This window comes from Blastomonas sp., assembly GCF_041747255.1.
GTDB lineage: Bacteria > Pseudomonadota > Alphaproteobacteria > Sphingomonadales > Sphingomonadaceae > Blastomonas.
On record NZ_JBGTFM010000123.1, the window covers coordinates 1 to 20,768 of the forward strand.

A 20,768-nucleotide genomic window follows, 5' to 3' on the forward strand; every position below is an offset into this window, starting at 1 on the left:
TTGGACAAACCGGTCATTGCCGCGATCCATGGCACTGCTCTGGGCGGCGGCCTGGAAACCGCGCTTGCCTGCCATTACCGCGTCGCGGTGCCTTCGGCCAAGCTGGGTGTGCCCGAGGTCAAGCTGGGTCTGCTGCCCGGCGCAGGCGGCACGCAACGTTTGCCGCGCGTAATAGGCGTCAAGGCCGCGCTGGAGATGACAGCCAAGGGCGATCCGGTGCCTGCCAAGCTCGCACACAACTGGGGCCTGGTCGACCAGCTTGCCGAAGAAGGCGCGCTGCTCGATGGCGCGCTCGCTTTTGCCGATACAGTGAAGGCAAAGCGCCCCATCCCGCGCGCGAGCGAACGCAGTGTCACCCCCGACGATGCCGCCATCGAAGCATTTCGTAGAGACAATGCGCGCAAGTTTCGTGGCTTTGACGCACCCGCCGCCAACATTGCCTGTGTCGAGGCGGCAACCCGCCTTCCCTTCGCTGAAGGCATCGCGTTCGAGCGTCAGGAATTTATGAAGCTGATGTTCGGCGCCCAGTCAGCTGCGCAGCGCCACATCTTCTTTGCCGAGCGGCAGGCGAGCAAGATCGACGGCATCGCCAAGGACATCGCACTGCGCACGATCAGCAAGGTCGGCGTCATCGGCGCGGGCACGATGGGCGGCGGCATCACCATGAACTTCCTGTCCGCAGGCATTCCGGTAACCATCGTTGAGCAGGCCGAGGACGCGCTGGATCGTGGTGTCGGCGTCATCCGCAAGAATTATGAGGCAAGCGCAGCCAAGGGACGGATTACGGGCGAGCAGGTCGACAAGGCGATGGGGTTGCTCACGCCCTCGCTCACGCTCGACGATCTGGCTGAATGCGACCTGATCATCGAAGCGATCTTCGAGAATATGGACGTCAAGAAGGAGGTGTTCGGCAAGCTCGATACGATTGCCAAGCGCGGTGCGATTCTGGCCAGCAACACCAGCTACCTCAATGTTGACGACATCGCGGCATCGACCAGTCGTCCGGCAGATGTGGTGGGGATGCACTTTTTCTCGCCGGCCAATGTCATGAAGCTGTTGGAGGTGGTGCGAGGTGCCAAGACCGCTGACGATGTGCTCGCAACGGTCATGAAGCTCGCCAAGACGATCAAGAAGGTGGCAGTAGTCGCGGGCGTTTGCCATGGCTTTATCGGTAACCGGATGCTGATGCCGCGTCAGGTTGAGGCGAACAACCTGCTGATGGAAGGCGCGACGCCCGAACAGATTGACCGTGTGCATGTCGAATTCGGCATGCCGATGGGGCCGTTCCAGATGAGCGACCTGGCGGGTGTCGATATCGGCTGGCACCGGGACCCGGCCCGTATCGATACCATCCGCGACGCGTTGTGCGCCGAGGGGCGCTGGGGCCAGAAGAAAAGCGCGGGCTTTTACGACTATGATGAAAAGCGCAACCCCACGCCATCGCCGCGTGTCGCCGAAATCATCGAGGAATTCCGGTCACGATCAAACAAGGTCAAGCGCGAGATCAGCGACCAGGAGATCATCGAGCGGACGATCTACACCATGGTTAATGAAGGCGCGATGATCCTTGAAGAGGGCATGGCGCAGCGGGCATCTGACATCGATGTCGTATGGATTTACGGCTATGGCTGGCCGATCTATCGCGGCGGACCGATGTTCTGGGCCGGGTTGGAAGGCACCGACAAAATCGTCGCAGGCCTCGAAAAGCACGGCTTTACGGTTTCCGTATTGCTACGCCAGAAGGCCGAGCAAAAATCGGGGTTCTGACAGCAAAAAAAGGGCCTTTCACTCCTGTTAGGGAGTGAAAGGCCCTTTTGCTAATCTGCTAGGTTAGTGACCGCGTGATTATGCAGCCCCAAGGATTGCATCGACCGCCGGCTTGTTGGCCGCGTTGACGATGCCCTTATCGCGCAATTCCTCACCCACCGGCTTTGCCGCTTCAAGATAGCTGGCCTCGCCTGTCGACTGATTCAGCCCAATCAAGCTGGAAAATTCGGCGTTGGCAAGATCCGCGTTGGCCGGATCGGTGGCGCGACCTTCTTTGGTGATGGCGAGCGCCTGCTCAAAATGCGGCTGTGCTGTTGCCTTGTCCTGCTTGCTCAGGCTGAAGTTGCCGAGATTGACGAGGATCGATACCAATGTACCGCGCACGCCTTCATTGGCCTTGTCTGCTTGAAAAACCTGTGTCCATTTGGGAGCCGCTTCAGTGTATAGCGGCACAATCGCGTCAATGTTGCCCTGCGCGCCATAAGAGTTGGCAGCAATGGTCAATGCGCTGGCCAAAAAGCCTGCGTTCTGAATGTTGGACGGATCACGTGCGACGATCTCGCGAATGGTCGGCAAAGCACCTTCCAGTTTCGCGATGGTTTCAGCATGGTTACCGGCCGCTTGTGCCTGCTGGGCAGCGGTAAAATCAGCAATCGCCTTATTTTGCGCTTCGACCTGTTCTGCCGTCAGTGCAACCGGCGCAGATGCCTCGGCGGTAGCGGGCGCAGATTCCTGTGCAATGACAGGTGCAGAAAATAAACTAGTAGACAAAAACAAAGTTGCTATTACAGATTTCAACATATCGAGGTGTCTCCTTTTGATTTAATATATAGATAACCAATGAACATAGCCTGTATAAGCCGAACTGTCGTCAAACAGTGAAGGTTTGGTAATTGGTTTTAGACAAAACGTCTGTCACCAGGTATTGTTCCTCACGCGAAGCGTTGGCTCCATGCCTGAATTCAGGCTTCAGCCCCGACAAGTTGGCAAAACCTGACGGCATCGTCAAATGCAATACGTCGATGTTGTCTCATGCGCACGCCTTCCTCCTCAGCTCCCCAGAGCTGCTCCTGCCAAAGTTCCTCAAGATTAACTGCTAGCCATAACTCGTCTGAATCATGGGATTTTTCAGTGGCCGCAAGTGCAGCCACCAACGATCCACCGATGCTGACCAGTGTGCTTATTGTCGCCAAATTGAAGGAATCGAGCGCGTCAACAGCAGCCGTGAGACGCGACAGGCTGTGCGCCGATTGCGGTCGATGAATGACCCCAGCCACCCTGATCAGGCTGATATCATAGCGTTTTTCCGCCCATTCGAGCAGCGGGTCCCATAATTCGCTCTGCTTTTGGGCCAACGCGTCGTCAGGGTCGGCTCGGTAACACAGCGTATCGGTTTCGGCATAAGCCGCAATGGTGCGTACAAACGCATCGCGATCGCGACTCACCTGGTCGATTGCAGCATTGGCAAATCCGGTCATCGGCATTGCTGCGGGGTCGATCTTGTCACCCTGCGCCCGCCATTCATCCGCGATTGCGTCGGCTAAAGTCGCATTCGGCAACAGCAGCCGCGCACGCGCCGGTGTCATCACCGGACGACCATCGAGCAGCAGGGCGTGACCTTCTGCCTGTGCCGCAATCGCGACCTCGGTGTAAAAGCGCTTCATCCGCAATGCTTCATGGTTTTGGCGGGGACTTCCAGCGCGAGACCAGAAATTGGGGCAGCACGACCATTTCAAACGCACCGATGGCCAGCAGTGCGTAGCCCAGATACGGCGGGATGCCCGCAAACCGCTCCAGCGATATCGCTGCGCCGAGCGCCAAGGTGATCGCGCCCATCAAACGCACCGCGCCGATGGTGAAAAATCGCGTGCGCGCAACGCGCTCCGCATCCTCCATCACGACCCCTCCACGATGTGATCAAACAGTTCATCCATCGAATAGGCAATATTGGCCGCGCCCGCTGCCTGCAGTTCTGCTGCATCATGATAGCCCCAATCGACACCAATCGGCCGCACCGAGGCTGCAATTCCCATCGTGATATCGAAACTCGTATCACCGATCATCACTGCGTATCTCGCGCTAGCCCCGGCATCGGCCAGCGCCTGATGGATCATCGAAGGGTGGGGCTTGGATGGATGCCGATCGGCGGTTTGCAGCGAAACAAAGCGATCCTTGATACCATGATGCGTCAGACACAGATCGAGCCCGCGATCAGACTTTCCGGTCGCCACCGCCAACAACCATCCGGCATGATCCAGCCGATCCAGTAACTTTGGCAAGCCATCGTAGAGCGGTTCATGTTGCAGCGCGCCCCTGCCCCGCAGATCATGGAAAGCATTCTTGTAATGCTCGGCCAGAGCAAGATGCAGGTCAGCGCCCCCATTAGGCAGCATCATACGCATCGCCTCAACCAGCGAAAGGCCGACAACGCGGCGCACAATATGATGATCTGGCGGGGGCAGCGCCTCGGCGGCAAAGGCCTGGTCCATGGCGCGACAGATGTTCGCCTGGCTGTCCACCAGCGTGCCATCGCAATCAAAGATCGCCAGCCTTACCACCATGCCTAGCGCGGCGTCCTTGCTGGCGTTGTGCGCGGCTTGGCGGCAGCTTTTCCTGTTGCTTTTGTACGAAGCCCTGGCTTCGGCCTCGTCTTGACCTTGTCCTTGTCCTTTGGCGCGGCGGGCGCAGTCCTGCTGCGCCGCTCACCGCGACGCTCCTTGCGCAGCGATTTTGCATGCGCGCGTGCCTTCTGCTTTTTTTCCTCGCGGTTGGCGGGCGGCGGGCCTTCAACGTTGAACACGTCGTCGCCCAGCGCGGGATCAAAGCCCAATGCCTCCATCGACTCAGCGAAATGCTGCGGAAGTTCGGCGGTGATGTCGAGCGCCGGACCATCGGGATGCGCAATCTTCAGGCGGCGCGCATGCAGGTGCATCTTGCGGCTGATGGTGCCGGTCAGGAAGGCGTCCTGCCCGCCATATTTGCCGTCTCCGACAATTGGGTGGCCGATGGCGGCCATGTGCACGCGCAGCTGGTGGGTGCGCCCGGTGAACGGCTGCAATGCAACCCAGGCCGCACGCGACCCGGCGCGCTCGATCACCTGATAAGCGGTACGGGAAATCTGGCCATTTTCTGTATCGACGTGCATTTTCTCGCCGCCGGTGCCCGGTTGTTTGGCGAGCGGGAGCTCGATCAGCCCAGAATAAACCTCGGGAACGCCGACGATCAGCGCCCAATATACCTTTTTCGCGCTGCGTCCGGCAAAGCGCTTGGCGAAATAGGCTGCGCTGCCGGGGGTACGCGCCATCAGCAAAACGCCCGATGTATCCTTGTCCAGTCGATGAACAAGCCGTGGCCGGACCTGACTGTCGAACATCAGTGCATCGCCCAGCCCGTCAACATGCGCTTGGGTGCGCGTGCCACCCTGAGTGGCCAACCCGGGCGGTTTGTTGATCACCAGCGCGGCACGGTCGCGATGGATAACCATCGCCTGCGCATAAGCAATCTGGTCGTCGCTGAGCGGCTTGGGAGCGGCGCGTCGTGCGGGCCGATCTTGCGACAGCTCTGCCGGTGGGATGCGGATAATCTGGCCAGCAGCAATCCTGTCGCCGGGGCCTACCCGCTTGCCATCAAGCCGTACCTGGCCAGTGCGTGCCCAGCGAGATACCAAATTAAAATTCACATCGGGCAGATGGCGATGGAACCATCGGTCCAGCCGGATGCCGTCATCGTCAACTTCTATGGTGAACTGCCGCGCATCACTGGTAGCGCGATCTGTGCTTGTCGGGGTGTGAACCGTCATGCGAGCCCCCGCGTCATCACAAAACCGGCGATCAGGGCCAGCAGAGCGATGACTACCGAAAGCAGCGCGTAGCCGGCAGCTTCGAGCCATCCGCCACGCTGTATCATGTCGAAGAGCTCAAGACTGAAAGCAGAAAAGGTCGTAAAACCCCCCAGTACGCCGACGCCTAAAAACAGCCGGGTGGCCTCACCGACATGGCCGCGCAATACGAGTGCTGCAAGCGCACCCATCACCAGACCGCCCGCAACGTTCACTGCGAGTGTCGCATAGGGGTAACCGACATGGCCCATGCGGGTGACGAGCATGCCGGTGTGAAACCGCAACGCTGCGCCGATTGCACCGCCCGCCATGACCAACCCGGTCGCTTTCCATGTCAGCGCTGCATCCATAATGCCGCTCTAGCGGGATAGAGCGCAAAAAGGGAAGGCCTAATCGCGGAACGTTGGCATCAGGCAGGTCCGGTCTTCGCTTCGGCTTCGGCGCGTTCCAACTCTTCACGTTCAGCGCCGTCCAGTGCATCAGCGGCCTCGCGGGCCTTTTCCTTCACCTTCTGTTTGTCGGCAGCGAAATCTTCCTGCGCTGCAACAAAATTGCGGTTGGCCTGGTAGTTTCCTTCACCGAATTCCTTGCCATCGTTGGGATGTGTCATCACGTTTCTCCTTTACATGAATTATACGCGATCAACGATGGCTCAGTTCCCTATTGCAATGCCAACAGGCGGGTCAACCAGCCGGACGTCGTTGCTGGAGCGACCTTTGCGGGAAGCGTTCCGCTGCATTCAAGACACCAGGCCTGCGCGCCCTTGGCCCCCATCAGCAGGTTGATATCGCCCAGAACCTGGCCAAGCGCAGCCTGCTGCTTCCATGCGAAATAAGCGACGAGACCGCGCGCCTGCTGCGTCTCTTCTGATGGCGCAAACAAGCCCGCAACAAACTGCTCAAAGGCACTCGGTTTGGTTTCGAAATAATAGGCTGAATAACCGTCATCCTTCAGCTTGGCGCGCTTTGCTGCCTCTGCCACTGCCTCTTTCAGCGATCCGAACTGGTCGACCAGCTTGATCTGGCGTGCGGTGCCGCCATCCCACACCCTGCCTTGTGCAATCTTGTCAACGTCAGCGCTGGACATGCCCCGTGCCTTGCCGACGAGCGACAAAAACCTTCCGTAATCACGCTCGATTGTGCCCTGGATCATCACATCAACCGATGGATTTAAACCGCCAAACAGATCAGGCTGGCCCGAGAGCGGGGTCGTCGCCACGCCATCTGCGTTAATGCCATATTCGGCGAGCGCGCGCTCAAAGCTGGGCAATACCGCGAAGATACCGATCGATCCGGTGATCGTCGAAGGTTCGGCGAAGATGGTGTCGCCGGCGGTTGCCACCCAATAGCCACCGCTTGCCGCAACATTGGACATCGAGATCACCACCGGGATCTTCTTTGCACGATATTGCTCGATCGCCAGCCGGATTTGCTCCGATGCGAACGCTGACCCACCGGGTGAATCAACCCGCACAACCAGCGCTTTCAGGCTGTCGCGCTGCAAGCCATCATGCAGCAACTTTTCGATGCGGTCGCCGCCCGCAGTGCCGGGTCCGGCGTCGCCATCGACAATTGTGCCCGCAATGGTGATTACACCGATTTCATCGCCGCCGCTTTTGGCCGGATTGGCCGAAACCCAGTCGGCAAGCTTAGTGTGCTTGAATGCACCGGGGCCTTTCTTCTCGTCTGCGCCTGCCAGCTTGGCAACATGGCTTCCAAAGTCGGTCTTGGTGCCTACCTTGTCGACGATCTTGCGGTCCACCGCGACCTTGACCAGGTCACCGCGCGCTGCGGTCACCGCTGCGGCGGGGTCGGCACTGTAGCTGGCAATGTCCGCCTGCGGCCGCGTCTTCTTGATGCCATCGAGCCAGTTTGCCCAGACGGGCTCATAAACAGCCAGCAGCGCAGCTTCGGCTTCAGGTGATTGGTCGGATCGAAAATAAGGCTCGACCGCGCTTTTGAACGTGCCGACACGGTAGACGTGCGCTGTCACCTTGAAGCGATCAAGCAGGTCCTTGAAATACAGGCGGGTGCCGCCGGGTCCTGTGAATGCTGCGCCGCCCATGGGATCGAGCCAGATTTCATTTGCATGCGCAGCGAGCCGATAGGACGAATCGCTGTAGACGGTCGCAAACGAATAGATCGGTTTGCCTTTGGCTTTCGCGCGGCCCAAGGCTTCGCCGACCTGTTCGGCGCTGACCTGCCCTGCCCCCATGAACCCGTCGAGATCGAGCACAATCACCTTGACGCGCTTGTCATCCGCAGCGGTATCGATGGCGCGGATCACATCGCGCTCGCGATACTGCTTGAGCGGTGCCTGACCGCTCAGCAGCGCATTGAACGGGTCTGCAACCTCAGGCTCTTCAACGATGACACCGTCGAGCTTCACCAGCAATGCGCCTTCGGTAACGGCGGAAGGGTTTGGCCGCCACGAGAGTGCTGCGAGGATCAACCCGAAAAATAACAAAATCGCGATGAGCACCAGCCCATCCTTGATCGCGACCAGCACCTTCCAGGCGCGCTTGACGAAATTCATGCTTTGCTCCGCGACGGGCGGATGTGCCCCGAACACCATCTAGGCAGTGTCGGCATCATTTACCACCGTTACGCGCGACAAACGTCCGACATGCTTCGACGGTCAGCATTCACCAGCGCAGCAACGGGGGCAGGATGATGCGACCAGCAACAGCGCACATGGCAACCGCAAGCGAATACCAGGTTCCGATGTAAACCAGCGTCGTCGCCGGACAATACACGCTGTAGGCCGAGGCTCCGAACGCGCCTGCCGCCAGTCCAATCAGCCAAGCAGTGCGTTCAGGCGATGTCGGCGCACCCCGGCGGAGCCACAGGACCATTACGGCCGCGATGCCCAGCGCACACAGCGCACTTATCCGCAGGCATTCGAGGCCATATTGCGGATCAAGCTTGGCCTGCAGACTTTGCGCATCATGCGATGGGGCATTGAGCAGGCTGATCAGAGCACCCAAAGGCAGCAGTCCAGCCAACATCAGGGCCCACTTCCACGCTTTGGGTGTCGGCCTGCCGATGCGCGGTGTCGCGGTTGACAGCGCCGCAACAGCCGCAGCCACACCGATCATCAACAATGCGCCTGCGCGGATCATGAACATTCGATCCGGTGATAAAGCGGCAACATCCTCGCGTACGCCCATGGCCAGTGCAACGGCGACCGTCGCGATGATGCTCATCAGCGCAGTCAGCATCAACCCGGTGCGCAAACGCATCGGCGTGACTGGCGCGATGTCGTCAGCCAGAACCGAAACATCAAAGGGTCGCGCCCCAGACGGTGCTGGCGAGACTTGGTTATCAGTCATATTTTTGCTCAAAACATTGACCACATTGTTGTGGTATCGCCATGCAGAGGCCAGTTGTGGCCGTGCATATTTATACATAATGTTCGCTGCTGTGATTGCATATGTTACACCTCTTCGATCATCGCGCTCATTCGCTTGATGCCGCGATGGATGTTGACCTTGACCAGTGCTTCGGATTGACCGCTGCGCGCAGCCGCCTCTGCGATGCTGAGGCCGGTGATCTTGACCAGCCTGATCACCTCGGCCTGCTTTTCGGGCAGGCAGGCGAGCAGCGTGTCGAGGCTCAATCGTGAGGCAATCGCATCATCCTCCGGCTGGGCATGGATGTCTTCGTTGAGATCGGTTTCATCAGCGCGGTAGACCTTGCGCAGATGGTCAATCCAGCGATAGCGGGCTATGGCCGCCAGCCAGGGCAGAAAGGCTCTGTTGCTATCGAAACTGGCGCGCTTGCGGTGCAGCGATATGAGCGTGTCCTGCACCAGATCATCGATCTGCGATGGCGGGATACGCCGGGCGAAATAGCGCCGCAGCCATAATTGGCAATCGCCAAGCAGGCGCGTGTAGGCGTGCCTGTCGCCCTGCTGGGCGGCAAGCATCAACTGACGCAGCGTTTCATCCTGATTGGCCATGCAGAACGGAACGCTACGCGTTGAAACAGATCGCAGCAAGCGGCTGCAGCTTGAGCATCATGTCATCCGGAACGCGCGTCAGCGTGTCGCGAACCGGCGGTCAAACAACCGGTCTAGCGCGAACATGCCGCCGCCGCGTGCCATGAGGATCAAAGATAGACCAAACCACATGACATGCGGTGTCCAGAACGCTTCGGGATAGACGAACAACTGTATGACGAGGGTCATTACCAACAGTCCGGCAGCACCAAAGCGCGTTGCCAGACCCAGCATAATCAGCGCTGGCAAGATATGCTCGGCATAGGTCGCAACCGTGCCGGTAATCTCGGGCAAAGGCATGCGATATTCGTCGCGGAACAGATCATAGGTGATCGGCCTGATCTCGATGAGGGTGCCGTCCTCGATCTTGGTTCGGGCAGACCGCCAGAATTGCGCTGCCAGCGCCAGCCTGACAATGAGCAGCGCGATACCTTCGAACAGCGGGCTGTCGGCCAGCGCAATTGTGCGCCGCAGAATTGTGTTCATTATAGATATGACTTTCCGGTTGGCGTCAGCCGTGCGGACTTGCCAGCGCGCCTGCCTCAATCAGCGACAGAACATGCGGCAAGGCCGCAGCCTCACCCACAATTTCGATGGCGCTGTCTATAAAGTTACGCATGTGTGCCGATTTTTCGATCTGCGCTAATATCTCTCCGCGCTGTGATGTCATGCCGTGCAGCAGGACCAGAGCGTCGGGGCGGCTGATCAACACTATTTGCACATCACATGGCAGTTCCGGCAACTGCTCTGCCAGCGGTGCGGTCAGGCGCACCATACGCACCGCTGGATGCAACACAACCGGCAGGTCAAGCAACCCCGCCTCGTCGAGCCCGGCAAGATCGCACAACCCCAGCGCGGGCAAGTCGGCGGCGTGGTAGCTTTCTAGCCATGCCCATTCGATCCGCGCGAGGTCGAGCGAGGCGGGGTCAACGGGCTCGGCCTGTAAAAAGTCAGCGAAGCATTCTCCGAGCAGCCTGAGACTGCGTGACATTACCTCGGGTCGTTCGATAAAATCGCGTGACAGGCGGTTGAACGTTGCGCCGCCAAGCCGCGCCAGCGTACGCGGGAAGCTTTGCTCCAGCGCCACCAGACGGGCGTGGCTGATTGTGTTGGCATGCGCCTTCAGGCCAAGCAGCGTCCGGTCGCGGTCACCCGCAAACATGCCTTCGGGAAAGGCCGATGGACCTTGCTGCAGCACATTGATAAATCGCGCCTGCAGGTCTGCGAGCGTGCTCATGCCGCCACGGCGCGCAGATCGGCAAGGATTGACCGTGCGTGCGCCACTTCTGCCATCAGAACCGAAAAATCGGGCAGGTTTGTGTCCCATTCGATCAAGATCGGCTTTGCCCCGGCGCGCCCGACAAAGCGAGCAAAAAGCTGCCAGGTCAGAGCGCTCACGGCGCTGCCATGATCATCAATCAGCAAGGGGCCGCTGTCGTGCATTTCGGTGGCATGGCCTGCGAGATGAACTTCGCCGACCAGCGCCGGGTCGACAGCATCAACATAGATGGTGGGGTCAAGCCCAAGATTGGTGCAGCTGACCTCGATGTTGTTGATATCAAGCAGCAGGCTGCAACCGCTGCGGCGGCACAAGGCGTGAAGGAAGCTCACCTCGTCCATCTCGTCGCCGGCAAAGGCCAGATAGCGGGACGGATTTTCGATCAGCATGCAGCGCTGCAACCGGTCTTGTACCCGCCCAATCTGGTCTGCACAAAGCGCCAGAGCTTCGCTTGTGTAAGGAATGGGCAACAGGTCAGGGTAGCGATCGCTGGCATTGCCCGACCAGCTGAGATGATCGGACACGCTGGCAGGGGCATAGCGCGCGCACAATAGCGCGAGTTGATCAAGTTCGTCGTCATCCAGTCCCTGTGCGGTGCCGATGGACAGGCCGACGCTGTGAAAACTTAACGGCAATCGCTCGGCAATGGCGCTCAGCCAGCGATGCGGCGGCCCGCCTGCGCAGAAATAGTTCTGGGGGTGAACTTCCACCCAGGCGGGCGCCACCACCCCGTCCACTCCGTCCAGCACTGCATGATAATGCTCTGGCTTGAGGCCGATACCACAATCGTGCGGCAAACTGTCGGGGGGGAACGGGGTCACACGAAAACATCCTGCAGGCATAAGCGTAAGTTTATACCGGTTCGATCTTTACGCCAGACAGGTTGTGCCGCTGGCGAGGCATCAGCCCTTGGGGGTCGGCTTCTTGTTGCCCTTCTGCGCGACCAAGGAACCACCAAGCTTTGAGCACTCTCCCTTGGCGACATATTTCCAGGCGTTGCCCTGATAGTCGACGGTCGAGGTGCCTGCGCACGAGGTGCCAGGTCCTGCAGAGCAATCGTTCTTGCCTTTCAGCGACACGCCATAGCATTTTTCCTTGGCACCTGCGGCTGCAGCCGGTGTCGCGGCGATGGTCGCAGCAGCCAGAACAGCGGCAGCAGCGGCCCCAAGTGTCAGTACAGAATTGGACATTAGATTTTCCTCTTGATCGTGGATCGACAGCGAAGCCGCAACGATCGTTCGCCTCAGCTTCAAGAGGCATTTCGTGGTCGGGCTTTCACTGGTTACCCAAGCCGCCCGCAACCGACAAAAAATATGCAGGCAGTGGGTTGACCCAGCACGACACTGGTCTATCTAGGCCTCATTAGCACTCACCCTGAATGAGTGCTAATCGTCGGTAGACGTCCAGAACAACTGGTGCCCGACGAAGAGGCTATCACTTTTTCAGTGACGCAAGGAAAGGCAATACACATGGCATTTCGTCCATTGCACGACCGGGTTCTGGTGCGCCGCATCGAAGCCGAAGAAAAGACCGCTGGCGGGATCATCATTCCCGACGCAGCCAAGGAAAAGCCGTCAGAAGGCGAAGTCATCGCCGCTGGCGAAGGCACGCGTGACGATGATGGCGACCGGATCCCCCTCGACGTCAAGGTTGGCGACAAGATCCTGTTTGGCAAATGGTCGGGCACCGAAGTGAAGATCAACGGTGAAGACCTGATCATCATGAAGGAAAGCGACATTCTGGGCATTCTGGGCTGATCGCATCCGCGACCGACCGACTGCGCTTAATCTCAAGATTTAAGGAACATACATCATGGCTGCTAAAGACGTAAAGTTTGGCCGCGACGCCCGCGAACGCATTTTGCGCGGCGTGGATATTCTCGCCGATGCCGTCAAGGTGACTTTGGGCCCCAAGGGCCGCAACGTCGTCATCGACAAGAGCTTCGGCGCGCCCCGCATCACCAAGGACGGCGTCACCGTCGCCAAGGAAATCGAACTGAAAGACAAGTTCGAAAATATGGGCGCGCAGATGGTCAAGGAAGTTGCTTCCAAGACCAATGACATCGCCGGTGACGGCACCACCACTGCCACCGTGCTGGCCCAGGCCATAGTGCGCGAAGGCATGAAGTCGGTTGCTGCCGGTATGAACCCCATGGACCTCAAGCGCGGCATTGATCTGGCGGTGACAAAGGTTGTTGAAAACCTGAAGTCGCGCTCGAAGCCCGTCGCCGGCACCAACGAGATCGCCCAGGTCGGCACCATCTCGGCCAATGGCGAGAAAGAAATCGGTGAAATGATCGCGCAGGCCATGGAAAAGGTCGGCAAGGAAGGCGTGATCACCGTTGAAGAAGCCAAGGGCATGGAATCGGAACTGGATGTCGTTGAAGGCATGCAGTTTGATCGCGGCTATCTGTCGCCGTATTTCATCACCAACCCGGACAAGATGACTGTTGAACTCGACAATCCCTACATCCTGATCCACGAAAAGAAGCTGTCTAACCTGCAGGCGATGCTCCCCATTCTGGAGGCTGTTGTTCAGTCGGGCCGTCCGCTGTTGATCATCGCAGAAGACATCGAAGGTGAAGCGCTGGCGACCCTGGTCGTCAACAAGCTGCGTGGCGGCCTGAAGGTTGCTGCGGTCAAGGCACCGGGCTTCGGCGACCGTCGCAAGGCGATGCTCGAAGACATCGCGATCCTGACCAAGGGTGAGATGATCAGCGAAGACCTGGGCATCAAGCTCGAAAACGTCACCGTCAGCATGCTCGGTCAGGCCAAGCGCGTTTCTATCGATAAGGACAATACCGTCATTGTCGATGGTTCGGGCGATGCCGATGCGATCAAGGGCCGTGTCGAAGCGATCCGCACCCAGATCGAGAACACCACCAGCGATTACGACCGTGAAAAGCTGCAGGAACGTCTGGCAAAGCTTGCCGGCGGTGTTGCCGTGATCAAGATCGGTGGCGCTTCGGAAATCGAAGTGAAGGAAAAGAAGGACCGCGTTGATGATGCGCTGCACGCAACCCGTGCGGCCGTTGAAGAAGGCATCGTCCCTGGCGGCGGCACGGCACTGCTTTATGCAACCCGTGCGCTCGAAGGCATGACCGGCATCAACGAAGACCAGACTCGCGGCATCGATATCATCCGCAAGGCACTCTATGCTCCGGTTCGCCAGATCGCACAGAATGCCGGCCATGATGGCGCGGTGGTTTCGGGCAAGCTGCTCGACAGCAACGACGAGACGCTGGGCTTCAACGCATCCACCGATGTGTATGAAAATCTGGTGGCAGCCGGCGTGATCGACCCGACCCTTGTGGTGCGCGCTGCGCTGCAGGATGCGGCATCGGTTGCCGGCCTGCTGATCACCACCGAGGCAGCCATTGCCGAAGCACCTGAAGACAAGTCTTCGGGCGGCGGCATGCCCGGTGGCATGGGCGGCATGGGCGGAATGGGCGGCATGGATTTCTGATCCAGCCTGCTTGATCGACCATCGAAAAATTGAGGCCGGAGGGGAAACCTTCCGGCCCTTTTTTGTGCGTTAGCCGTTCAGCAAGGCAGCTTCCATGCGCGTCGCCGCCCTATCGTAGAACTTGGCCCGCATCGTCGATACGATATCCGACGGGCTGGTTGCAGGCGTGCCGCCAGCGAAGGGCGGTGCAGGATCATATTCGAGCGACAGCTGGATACTGCGCGCAACGCGCTCGCCATGCAGCCGCGCGATGATCGCCAGCGCAAAATCGATGCCCGATGTGACCCCGCCGGCCGTCACCACTTTGCCGTCGAACACGGTCCGTGCATCCTCGTGCACCGCGCCGACATGATGCAGCAACTGCGTATAGCCCCAATGCGTGGTTGCGCGCTTGCCCTGTAACAAGCCTGCTCGGCCAAGAATGAACGCGCCGGTGCATACGCTGGTGGTCCATTGCGCCGCATCGGCCTGACGCTTTACGAACGCCAGCAGCGCCGAATCGCCGAGCGCTGCCGCAACGCCCAGCCCGCCCGGCACACACAGAAGATCAGCCGGAGGGCAATCTTCGAACGTGACGGTCGGCATGATTGCAAACCCCACATCGGTCATGACCGGCTCCAACGCTTTTGCAGCGACGTGCACTATGGCACCCGGCATCCGCGACAGAAATTGAACTGGACCCGTGAAATCGAGCTGGGTGACCTGATCGAACAGGGTGAATACGATATTGGAGCGTGCGGGGGTCATGGGCATTGCCATTCTTTCAAGCAGATTTGCCCAGGCGCGCGACAGACTTCAGCAGGACCCACTCCCCGATGGTTGACCACCTCAATGCGCCAGTCGTGGATCGTGTGAGGATAATGCTGATCTCAAGATGTGCCAAGCGTCCTTTCGCATCCACCGCGGAGCGTATATATATGGATTATGGCAACGCTCCCCGAACCCAATCTGATCAACGCAGCGCAATTCTTGCAGATCGATTTTGGCTCTGACATCAAGGCAGAGCTGGACAACGGCATTATTCGCATGATGGCCGGCGGCACGGCGGCGCATGCGCGGATTCAATCCAATCTTACGTTAGCGCTTGGACTTGCATTGCGGGGAAGCGGCTGCCGTCCTTATGGCTCAGACATGGGTTTGCAAACGCACGAAATGTCCGTCCGTTATCCAGATGTCAGCGTATATTGCGGCAAGGACAGTGAACTGTTCGACAACGTCAAGGCATTCGATGATCCAGTGTTGCTTGTCGAGGTGTTGTCGCCATCAACTGCCACGAGTGACGCCGGGGTCAAGCTCAACGAGTACCGTGCCATTCCCAGTGTTCAGACGATCCTGATGATCGATCCTGTCGCCAGCACCGTGCGATCTATCACGCGCACCGGCCCGCAAAACTGGATCGACAATGTGCATGGAGGCGGTGAGGACATCGCAATCCCGCACCTTAAGATTACCTTATCGCACACAGATATTTTTGCGCGCTGATCAGCACTGGTCATCCCCTCGATATTATGTCACTATATATGCCATAATATCGAGGGGATAAGCGATCCGCCGTTTCATTGTCTTGCTGATGGTCATAGCAATTGCCTCTGCGGGCATTTGGTTTGCTCGTGTTCCACTGGGCGAAGCGATATACGCTCGGGCCGTGAACAGCGCTTACGGGCAGGATGCCACCGCCGACTTGCCCGATGGTTTGCATGTCATCCTGTGTGGCACAGGATCGCCCTTGCCTGATCCCGACCGGTCAGGGCCATGCACCCTGGTGGTGGCCGGCAAGCAAATGTTCCTGATTGACGCAGGCTCCAGCGCCGGGCGACGCATCGGTCAAATGATGGTGCCTCTGGCCAGACTCGACGCGGCATTTCTCACCCATTTCCATTCCGACCACATCGACGGACTCGGCGAAGTGATGATGCTGCGCTGGGCCGCAAGCGGACGCAAACCCCCACTTCCCGTCTATGGTCCGGTGGGCGTCGAGAGGGTTGTGGCCGGGTTCAACACAGCCTATACGGCTGATTTCGGGTATCGCATTGCGCACCACGGTGCTGATATCATGCCGCGCAGCTGCGCAGGTGGGAGGGCGATGCGCTTTGACCTACCGGTCGAACCCTTGTCGCTAGTCGTGCTCGAAAAGGGCGATGTGCGCGTCACTGCGTTCACTGTCCGGCATGATCCGGTTGAGCCATCGGTCGGCTATCGTTTTGACTATAAGGGGCGCTCGGTGGTGATCAGCGGTGACACCGCGCGCGATGACACGGTTGCCACAGCCTGCAACGGTTGCGACCTCATGGTGCATGAGGCGCTCAATCCTGACATGGTTGGGCGCATACAGGCTGCCGCGCGCAAAGCCGGCGACACCCGCATCGCAAAAATTATGTCCGATATTCCAGGGTACCACACGAGCCCGGTCGAGGCCGCCAGCATCGCGCGGCAGGGCAAGGCGAAAATGCTGGTGTTGACGCACATCGTCCCGCGCATGCCAACAGCGCTGCTGCACCCATATTTTGTTAAAGGGGCATCAGCAGTCTATTCAGGACCAATCATTATTGGTACCGATGGGATGCTGTTCAGCCTGCCCGCCCGATCCGGCAAGATCGAGCGGGACGCGCTATTATAGCGATTACTGGGTTTCTGCAGCGTCGTTGCGCTTGTCGTTATCCCAATCTTTCTCGATTTTTTCAGCACTGGCATCGGCTTTGGCATCGAGATCTTTTGCGGTGGAGTCCACACCCTGCTCAACGTCGCTCATCGTTTCACCGATTGCGTCACCTGTGGCATCGAGGTTGGCTTCGATATCGTCACCTGCTGATTCAGCAGCAGCTTCGGTGCGATCGGCGGTTTCATCCGAACACGCGGCGACACCGAGCGCGAGTGCCGCGAGGCTGGTCATCGTTAGTATACGCATATATTGCTCCTTCATTAGCGAACGACGCATTGCGCGTCCTGCAGGCCATAACTTATGCACCAATGCATGGCGAGTTGCAAAACCGGATGACCCTTGCACATGGCGCTGCTATCGCTCTGGCCATGCCTGACCATAACCATCTCTACCTCGTCGACGGATCATCCTATATCTTCCGGGCCTACCACCGTTTGCCGCCATTGACCAATCCGCAAGGCACGCCGGTGGGTGCGGTTTACGGCTATACGACGATGCTGTGGCGGCTGGCCGATGACCTGCACAAGGCCGATGGGCCAACGCACATGGCGGTCATCCTCGACAAAAGCTCGCAGAGCTTTCGCAATGAACTCTACGATCAGTACAAGGCGCATCGGCCCGCCCCACCAGAGGATCTGGTGCCACAATTTCCGCTGATCCGCGATGCCACGCGCGCTTTTTCAATGCCGTGTATCGAGGAGGACAATGTCGAGGCCGATGACATCATTGCGAGCTATGCGCTCGATGCATTGGCGAAAGGCTGGAAGGTCACCATCGTCTCGTCCGACAAGGATCTCATGCAGCTGATCCAGCCTGGCATCGACATGCTCGATACCATGAAAAACGTGCGGATGGGGCCCGAAGCGGTCATGGAAAAGTTTGGTGTGACGCCCGAGCAGCTGGGCGACGTGCTGGCGCTGATGGGCGATTCTGTGGATAATGTGCCCGGCATTCGCGGCGTCGGCCCCAAGACGGCGGCAAAGCTGATTGTCGAACACGGCGATCTGGAAAGCGTGCTCGCCGCTGCGCCTGCGATGAAGCCGTCAAAGCTGCGCGACAGCCTGATCGAACAGGCCGATATGGCAAGGCTGAGCAAGGTGCTGGTGACACTGAAAGACGATTGCCCGCTGCCCAATGCACTCGATGATTTCCTGCTCAAGGACATCCCGCCGGAACCGCTCGCGGCGTTTCTGACCCAGCACGGCTTCACCAGCCTGCTGCGGAAACTCGGCGCCAGCGGGCCTGCGGATGCGCAATCGTTCCCACCGACTTCGGGCTCATCCGCTCCGCGATCGGACAATGCAATAGCGCCGCGGCCGCTCGCGATGTCCCCGATCAACACCGATGCCTATGTCTGCGTGCAGGATATCGAAACGCTGGACGACTGGATCACCCGCGCCTTTGCCATCGGCACAATCGCTGTGGACACCGAAACCGATTCGCTCGATTCGATGCAGGCACGGCTGGTCGGGGTGAGCCTGTGCATCGCGCCGGGGGAGGCCTGCTACATTCCGCTTGGCCATGGCGGCAGCGACATGTTTGCGGAAAAACCCCAGCAGATCGATATCCATATCGCGATTGCCAGACTCAAGCCGCTGCTGGAGGCTGATGATGTTCTCAAGATCGGCCAGAACCTGAAATACGACATCAATGTGCTTGCCCGGCACGATATCCAAGTTGCGCCGATCGACGACACGATGGTCATGAGCTTCAACCTTGATGCCGGCCACGAGTTCGGCAGCGGCGGTCATGGCATGGACGCGCTGGCGCAACGGCATCTCGGCCATGAGTGCATCAGCTTCAAATCGCTCACCGGCACCGGCAAAAAGCAGATCGGCTTCAACGAAGTGCCGCTGAGCGATGCCACGTGCTATGCCGCCGAGGATGCCGATGTGACATTGCGGCTGTGGCATGTGCTGCGCCCGCGTCTGCCACAAGAAGGCGCAACCCGCGTTTATGAAATGGTCGATCGCCCGCTGATCCCCGTCGTGGCGGCGATGGAGCGCAACGGCATCAAGGTTGACCGCGAGCAGCTCGCGGCACTCAGTCAGGATTTTGCGACCCGCATGGCGGCGCTAGAGCTTGAAATCCACAGCATCGCAGGCGGACCATTTGCTATCGGTAGCCCCAAGCAACTGGGGGAAATCCTGTTCGACAAAATGGGCTTGAAAGGTGGCAAGAAGGGCAAGACCGGACAATATTCAACCGACGTCACGGTGCTCGAAAAGCTCGCCATCGAAGGATCGGAGATATCACGCAAGGTGCTCGACTGGCGCCAACTCGCCAAACTAAAATCCACCTATACCGATGCGCTGCAGGAGCAGATCAACCCGGAAACGGGCCGGGTTCACACCAGCTACAGCCTGGTCGGCGCGCAGACCGGGCGGCTGTCTTCGACCGAACCCAACCTGCAGAACATTCCGATCCGCACCGAAATCGGGCGGCAGATCCGCCATGCGTTCGTGGCCGAACCCGGCAATGTCATTCTGGCGGCCGATTACAGCCAGATCGAGCTGCGGCTGGCGGCGCATATGGCCGATGTTGATACGTTGCGCGAGGCGTTTGCCAACGGCGAGGACATCCACAACCGCACCGCGCAGGAACTGTTCGGCGAGATCAATCGCGACACGCGCGGACGCGCAAAAACGATCAACTTCGCGATCCTTTATGGCATATCACGTTGGGGACTTGCCGGAAGGCTTGAGGTCACCCCTGACGAAGCGCAGGCGATGATTGATACCTATTTCCAACGTTTTCCTGGCATCAACCGCTATATCGCCGAGACGCTGGAAAAGGTGCGCGAAACCGGGTTTACAGAGACCCTGTTTGGCCGCAAAACCCACTTTCCGCGCATATCATCGAAAAATCAGGCTGAACGGCAAGGCAGCGAGCGCGCCGCGATCAACGCGCCGATCCAGGGGACCAGCGCCGATATTATCAAGCGCGCGATGGTGCGCATGGTCCCTGCCCTCAAGGCCGCAGGCCTCGGCAGTGTCAAGATGCTGCTGCAAGTGCATGATGAACTGGTGTTTGAACTGCCCGAAGGTGATATCGATGCCGCCTCGACAGTCATCCGTGACGTCATGGCAGGCGCAGCGGAACCGGCGGTGAACCTGAGCGTCCCACTTGGGGTGGATATCGGCACCGGACCGAGCTGGGGGGCAGCGCATTGATTTTGAAGGGCCTTGTGTTTGTGACGTGTCAGTGATCCCGAAAAGCCCTGAATTTGATGCAACAGCACTGATCGATCCGCTGTTTGACACAGCTATCGGTCAGATCCTGGTGGAAAACTACAAGCTCTGGCTGTTGTGCATCGGCCTGGTCGTGCTGATGGTTGCGTGGTTGCCGTTGCTGCTCAAACGATTGCCGCTGTCGCTGCCGATCATCTGCGTCGCGATTGGTATGGCGGTGTTCAGCCTGACCCCGCTTCGTCAGTTTTCGCCGCATCCGATCAATGGCCCGTTGCTGATCGAAAAGGCAACCGAGTTTATCGTAATCATATCGCTGATGGGGGCGGGACTGAAGATCAGCCGCCCGGTCAACTGGCGAACTTGGAACCTGACCATCCGCCTGCTGGCGATCGTTATGCCGCTGACCATCATAGCGATTGCGTTGTCTGGCATGTGGATCATCGGCCTGCCTCTGGCTTCCGCCATTCTGCTTGGCGCCTGTCTGGCGCCGACCGACCCGGTCCTGGCTTCCGATGTCCAGATCGAACGGTCAGATGGTGATGAAGGGTGTGAGGCGCGTTTTGCGCTCAC

Annotated in this window: 23 protein-coding genes and 1 riboswitch; of the genes, 7 read left to right on the forward strand and 16 right to left on the reverse strand. The window is 59.0% G+C overall.

The window, feature by feature from the left end; all coding sequences use genetic code 11:
• On the forward strand, positions 1–1,767 hold a 1,767-nt coding region (locus ACEW8G_RS04275), incomplete at its 5' end, for a 3-hydroxyacyl-CoA dehydrogenase NAD-binding domain-containing protein (RefSeq protein ID WP_373487210.1).
• 78 nt (positions 1,768–1,845) lie between these two features.
• On the opposite strand, the gene ACEW8G_RS04280 is transcribed toward ACEW8G_RS04275, so the two are convergent.
• The 14 genes from ACEW8G_RS04280 to ACEW8G_RS04345 all read right to left on the reverse strand — a co-directional run bounded on the left by ACEW8G_RS04280 (position 1,846) and on the right by ACEW8G_RS04345 (position 12,073).
• A complete protein-coding gene (locus ACEW8G_RS04280; protein ID WP_373487211.1) occupies positions 1,846–2,568 on the reverse strand; it encodes a hypothetical protein in 723 nt (240 codons plus the stop codon).
• A 161-nt stretch (positions 2,569–2,729) separates the two neighbouring features.
• Entirely contained in the window at positions 2,730–3,431 is a 702-nt protein-coding gene (locus ACEW8G_RS04285) for an ATP12 family chaperone protein (RefSeq protein WP_373487212.1), read from the reverse strand.
• A 10-nt stretch (positions 3,432–3,441) separates the two neighbouring features.
• Positions 3,442–3,666: a hypothetical protein gene (locus ACEW8G_RS04290; RefSeq protein WP_373487213.1), complete on the reverse strand. Its 225-nt coding sequence runs from the start codon at positions 3,664–3,666 to the stop codon at positions 3,442–3,444.
• A complete protein-coding gene (locus tag ACEW8G_RS04295; RefSeq protein WP_373487214.1) occupies positions 3,663–4,328 on the reverse strand; it encodes an HAD-IA family hydrolase in 666 nt (221 codons plus the stop codon). Before ACEW8G_RS04295 ends, ACEW8G_RS04290 begins: the two co-directional genes overlap by 4 nt.
• 2 nt (positions 4,329–4,330) lie before the next feature.
• Positions 4,331–5,566 (reverse strand): RluA family pseudouridine synthase, encoded by a 1,236-nt coding sequence (locus tag ACEW8G_RS04300; RefSeq protein WP_373487215.1) that lies wholly within the window; start codon positions 5,564–5,566, stop codon positions 4,331–4,333.
• Entirely contained in the window at positions 5,563–5,955 is a 393-nt protein-coding gene (gene crcB / locus ACEW8G_RS04305) for a fluoride efflux transporter CrcB (protein ID WP_373487216.1), read from the reverse strand. The genes ACEW8G_RS04300 and crcB overlap by 4 nt, the downstream gene beginning before the upstream one ends.
• A gap of 59 nt (positions 5,956–6,014) precedes the next feature.
• Positions 6,015–6,215 (reverse strand): hypothetical protein, encoded by a 201-nt coding sequence (locus ACEW8G_RS04310; RefSeq protein WP_373487217.1) that lies wholly within the window; start codon positions 6,213–6,215, stop codon positions 6,015–6,017.
• 50 nt (positions 6,216–6,265) lie between these two features.
• Complete coding sequence (gene sppA / locus ACEW8G_RS04315) at positions 6,266–8,140, reverse strand: signal peptide peptidase SppA (protein ID WP_373487218.1); 1,875 nt, start codon at positions 8,138–8,140, stop codon at positions 6,266–6,268.
• A gap of 109 nt (positions 8,141–8,249) precedes the next feature.
• Positions 8,250–8,936, reverse strand: a complete 687-nt coding sequence (locus tag ACEW8G_RS04320; protein ID WP_373487219.1) for an NrsF family protein — start codon at positions 8,934–8,936, stop codon at positions 8,250–8,252.
• A gap of 104 nt (positions 8,937–9,040) precedes the next feature.
• Positions 9,041–9,565 carry a sigma-70 family RNA polymerase sigma factor gene (locus tag ACEW8G_RS04325; RefSeq protein WP_373487220.1) on the reverse strand — a complete coding sequence of 175 codons (525 nt, stop codon included), beginning with the start codon at positions 9,563–9,565 and terminating at the stop codon, positions 9,041–9,043.
• A 78-nt stretch (positions 9,566–9,643) separates the two neighbouring features.
• On the reverse strand, positions 9,644–10,090 hold the full coding sequence (locus tag ACEW8G_RS04330; RefSeq protein ID WP_373487221.1) for a DoxX family protein: 447 nt from the start codon (positions 10,088–10,090) through the stop codon (positions 9,644–9,646).
• Positions 10,091–10,115: 25 nt separating this feature from the next.
• On the reverse strand, positions 10,116–10,841 hold the full coding sequence (locus ACEW8G_RS04335) for a putative DNA-binding domain-containing protein (RefSeq protein ID WP_373487222.1): 726 nt from the start codon (positions 10,839–10,841) through the stop codon (positions 10,116–10,118).
• Positions 10,838–11,704, reverse strand: a complete 867-nt coding sequence (locus tag ACEW8G_RS04340) for a DUF692 family multinuclear iron-containing protein (RefSeq protein ID WP_373487223.1) — start codon at positions 11,702–11,704, stop codon at positions 10,838–10,840. Before ACEW8G_RS04340 ends, ACEW8G_RS04335 begins: the two co-directional genes overlap by 4 nt.
• Positions 11,705–11,785: 81 nt before the next feature.
• Positions 11,786–12,073 carry a DUF2282 domain-containing protein gene (locus ACEW8G_RS04345; RefSeq protein WP_373487224.1) on the reverse strand — a complete coding sequence of 96 codons (288 nt, stop codon included), beginning with the start codon at positions 12,071–12,073 and terminating at the stop codon, positions 11,786–11,788.
• A 279-nt stretch (positions 12,074–12,352) separates the two neighbouring features.
• On the opposite strand from ACEW8G_RS04345, the gene groES reads away from it, so the two are divergent.
• Positions 12,353–12,640 carry a co-chaperone GroES gene (groES, locus tag ACEW8G_RS04350; protein ID WP_373487225.1) on the forward strand — a complete coding sequence of 96 codons (288 nt, stop codon included), beginning with the start codon at positions 12,353–12,355 and terminating at the stop codon, positions 12,638–12,640.
• Between the two features lie 55 nt (positions 12,641–12,695).
• Positions 12,696–14,348, forward strand: coding sequence for a chaperonin GroEL (gene groL, locus ACEW8G_RS04355; RefSeq protein WP_373487226.1), 1,653 nt, complete (start codon positions 12,696–12,698; stop codon positions 14,346–14,348).
• 69 nt (positions 14,349–14,417) lie between these two features.
• On the opposite strand, the gene ACEW8G_RS04360 is transcribed toward groL, so the two are convergent.
• Positions 14,418–15,101, reverse strand: a complete 684-nt coding sequence (locus ACEW8G_RS04360) for a DJ-1/PfpI family protein (protein ID WP_373487227.1) — start codon at positions 15,099–15,101, stop codon at positions 14,418–14,420.
• 15 nt (positions 15,102–15,116) lie between these two features.
• Positions 15,117–15,202: riboswitch (ZMP/ZTP riboswitch) on the reverse strand.
• 115 nt (positions 15,203–15,317) lie between these two features.
• Between ACEW8G_RS04360 and ACEW8G_RS04365 the strand changes: the two genes are divergently transcribed.
• Entirely contained in the window at positions 15,318–15,830 is a 513-nt protein-coding gene (locus ACEW8G_RS04365) for a Uma2 family endonuclease (RefSeq protein ID WP_373487228.1), read from the forward strand.
• A gap of 163 nt (positions 15,831–15,993) precedes the next feature.
• Positions 15,994–16,965, forward strand: coding sequence for an MBL fold metallo-hydrolase (locus ACEW8G_RS04370; RefSeq protein ID WP_373487229.1), 972 nt, complete (start codon positions 15,994–15,996; stop codon positions 16,963–16,965).
• 3 nt (positions 16,966–16,968) lie between these two features.
• Here ACEW8G_RS04370 and ACEW8G_RS04375 read toward each other — a convergent pair whose 3' ends face one another.
• A complete protein-coding gene (locus ACEW8G_RS04375; RefSeq protein WP_373487230.1) occupies positions 16,969–17,238 on the reverse strand; it encodes a hypothetical protein in 270 nt (89 codons plus the stop codon).
• 137 nt (positions 17,239–17,375) lie between these two features.
• Here ACEW8G_RS04375 and polA point away from each other — a divergent pair, with 137 nt between their 5' ends.
• Together polA and ACEW8G_RS04385 are read left to right on the forward strand one after the other, a co-directional pair.
• Positions 17,376–20,180, forward strand: a complete 2,805-nt coding sequence (gene polA / locus ACEW8G_RS04380) for a DNA polymerase I (protein ID WP_373487232.1) — start codon at positions 17,376–17,378, stop codon at positions 20,178–20,180.
• A 25-nt stretch (positions 20,181–20,205) separates the two neighbouring features.
• The coding region (locus ACEW8G_RS04385) for a cation:proton antiporter (protein WP_373487231.1) at positions 20,206–20,768 on the forward strand (563 nt) is incomplete at its 3' end.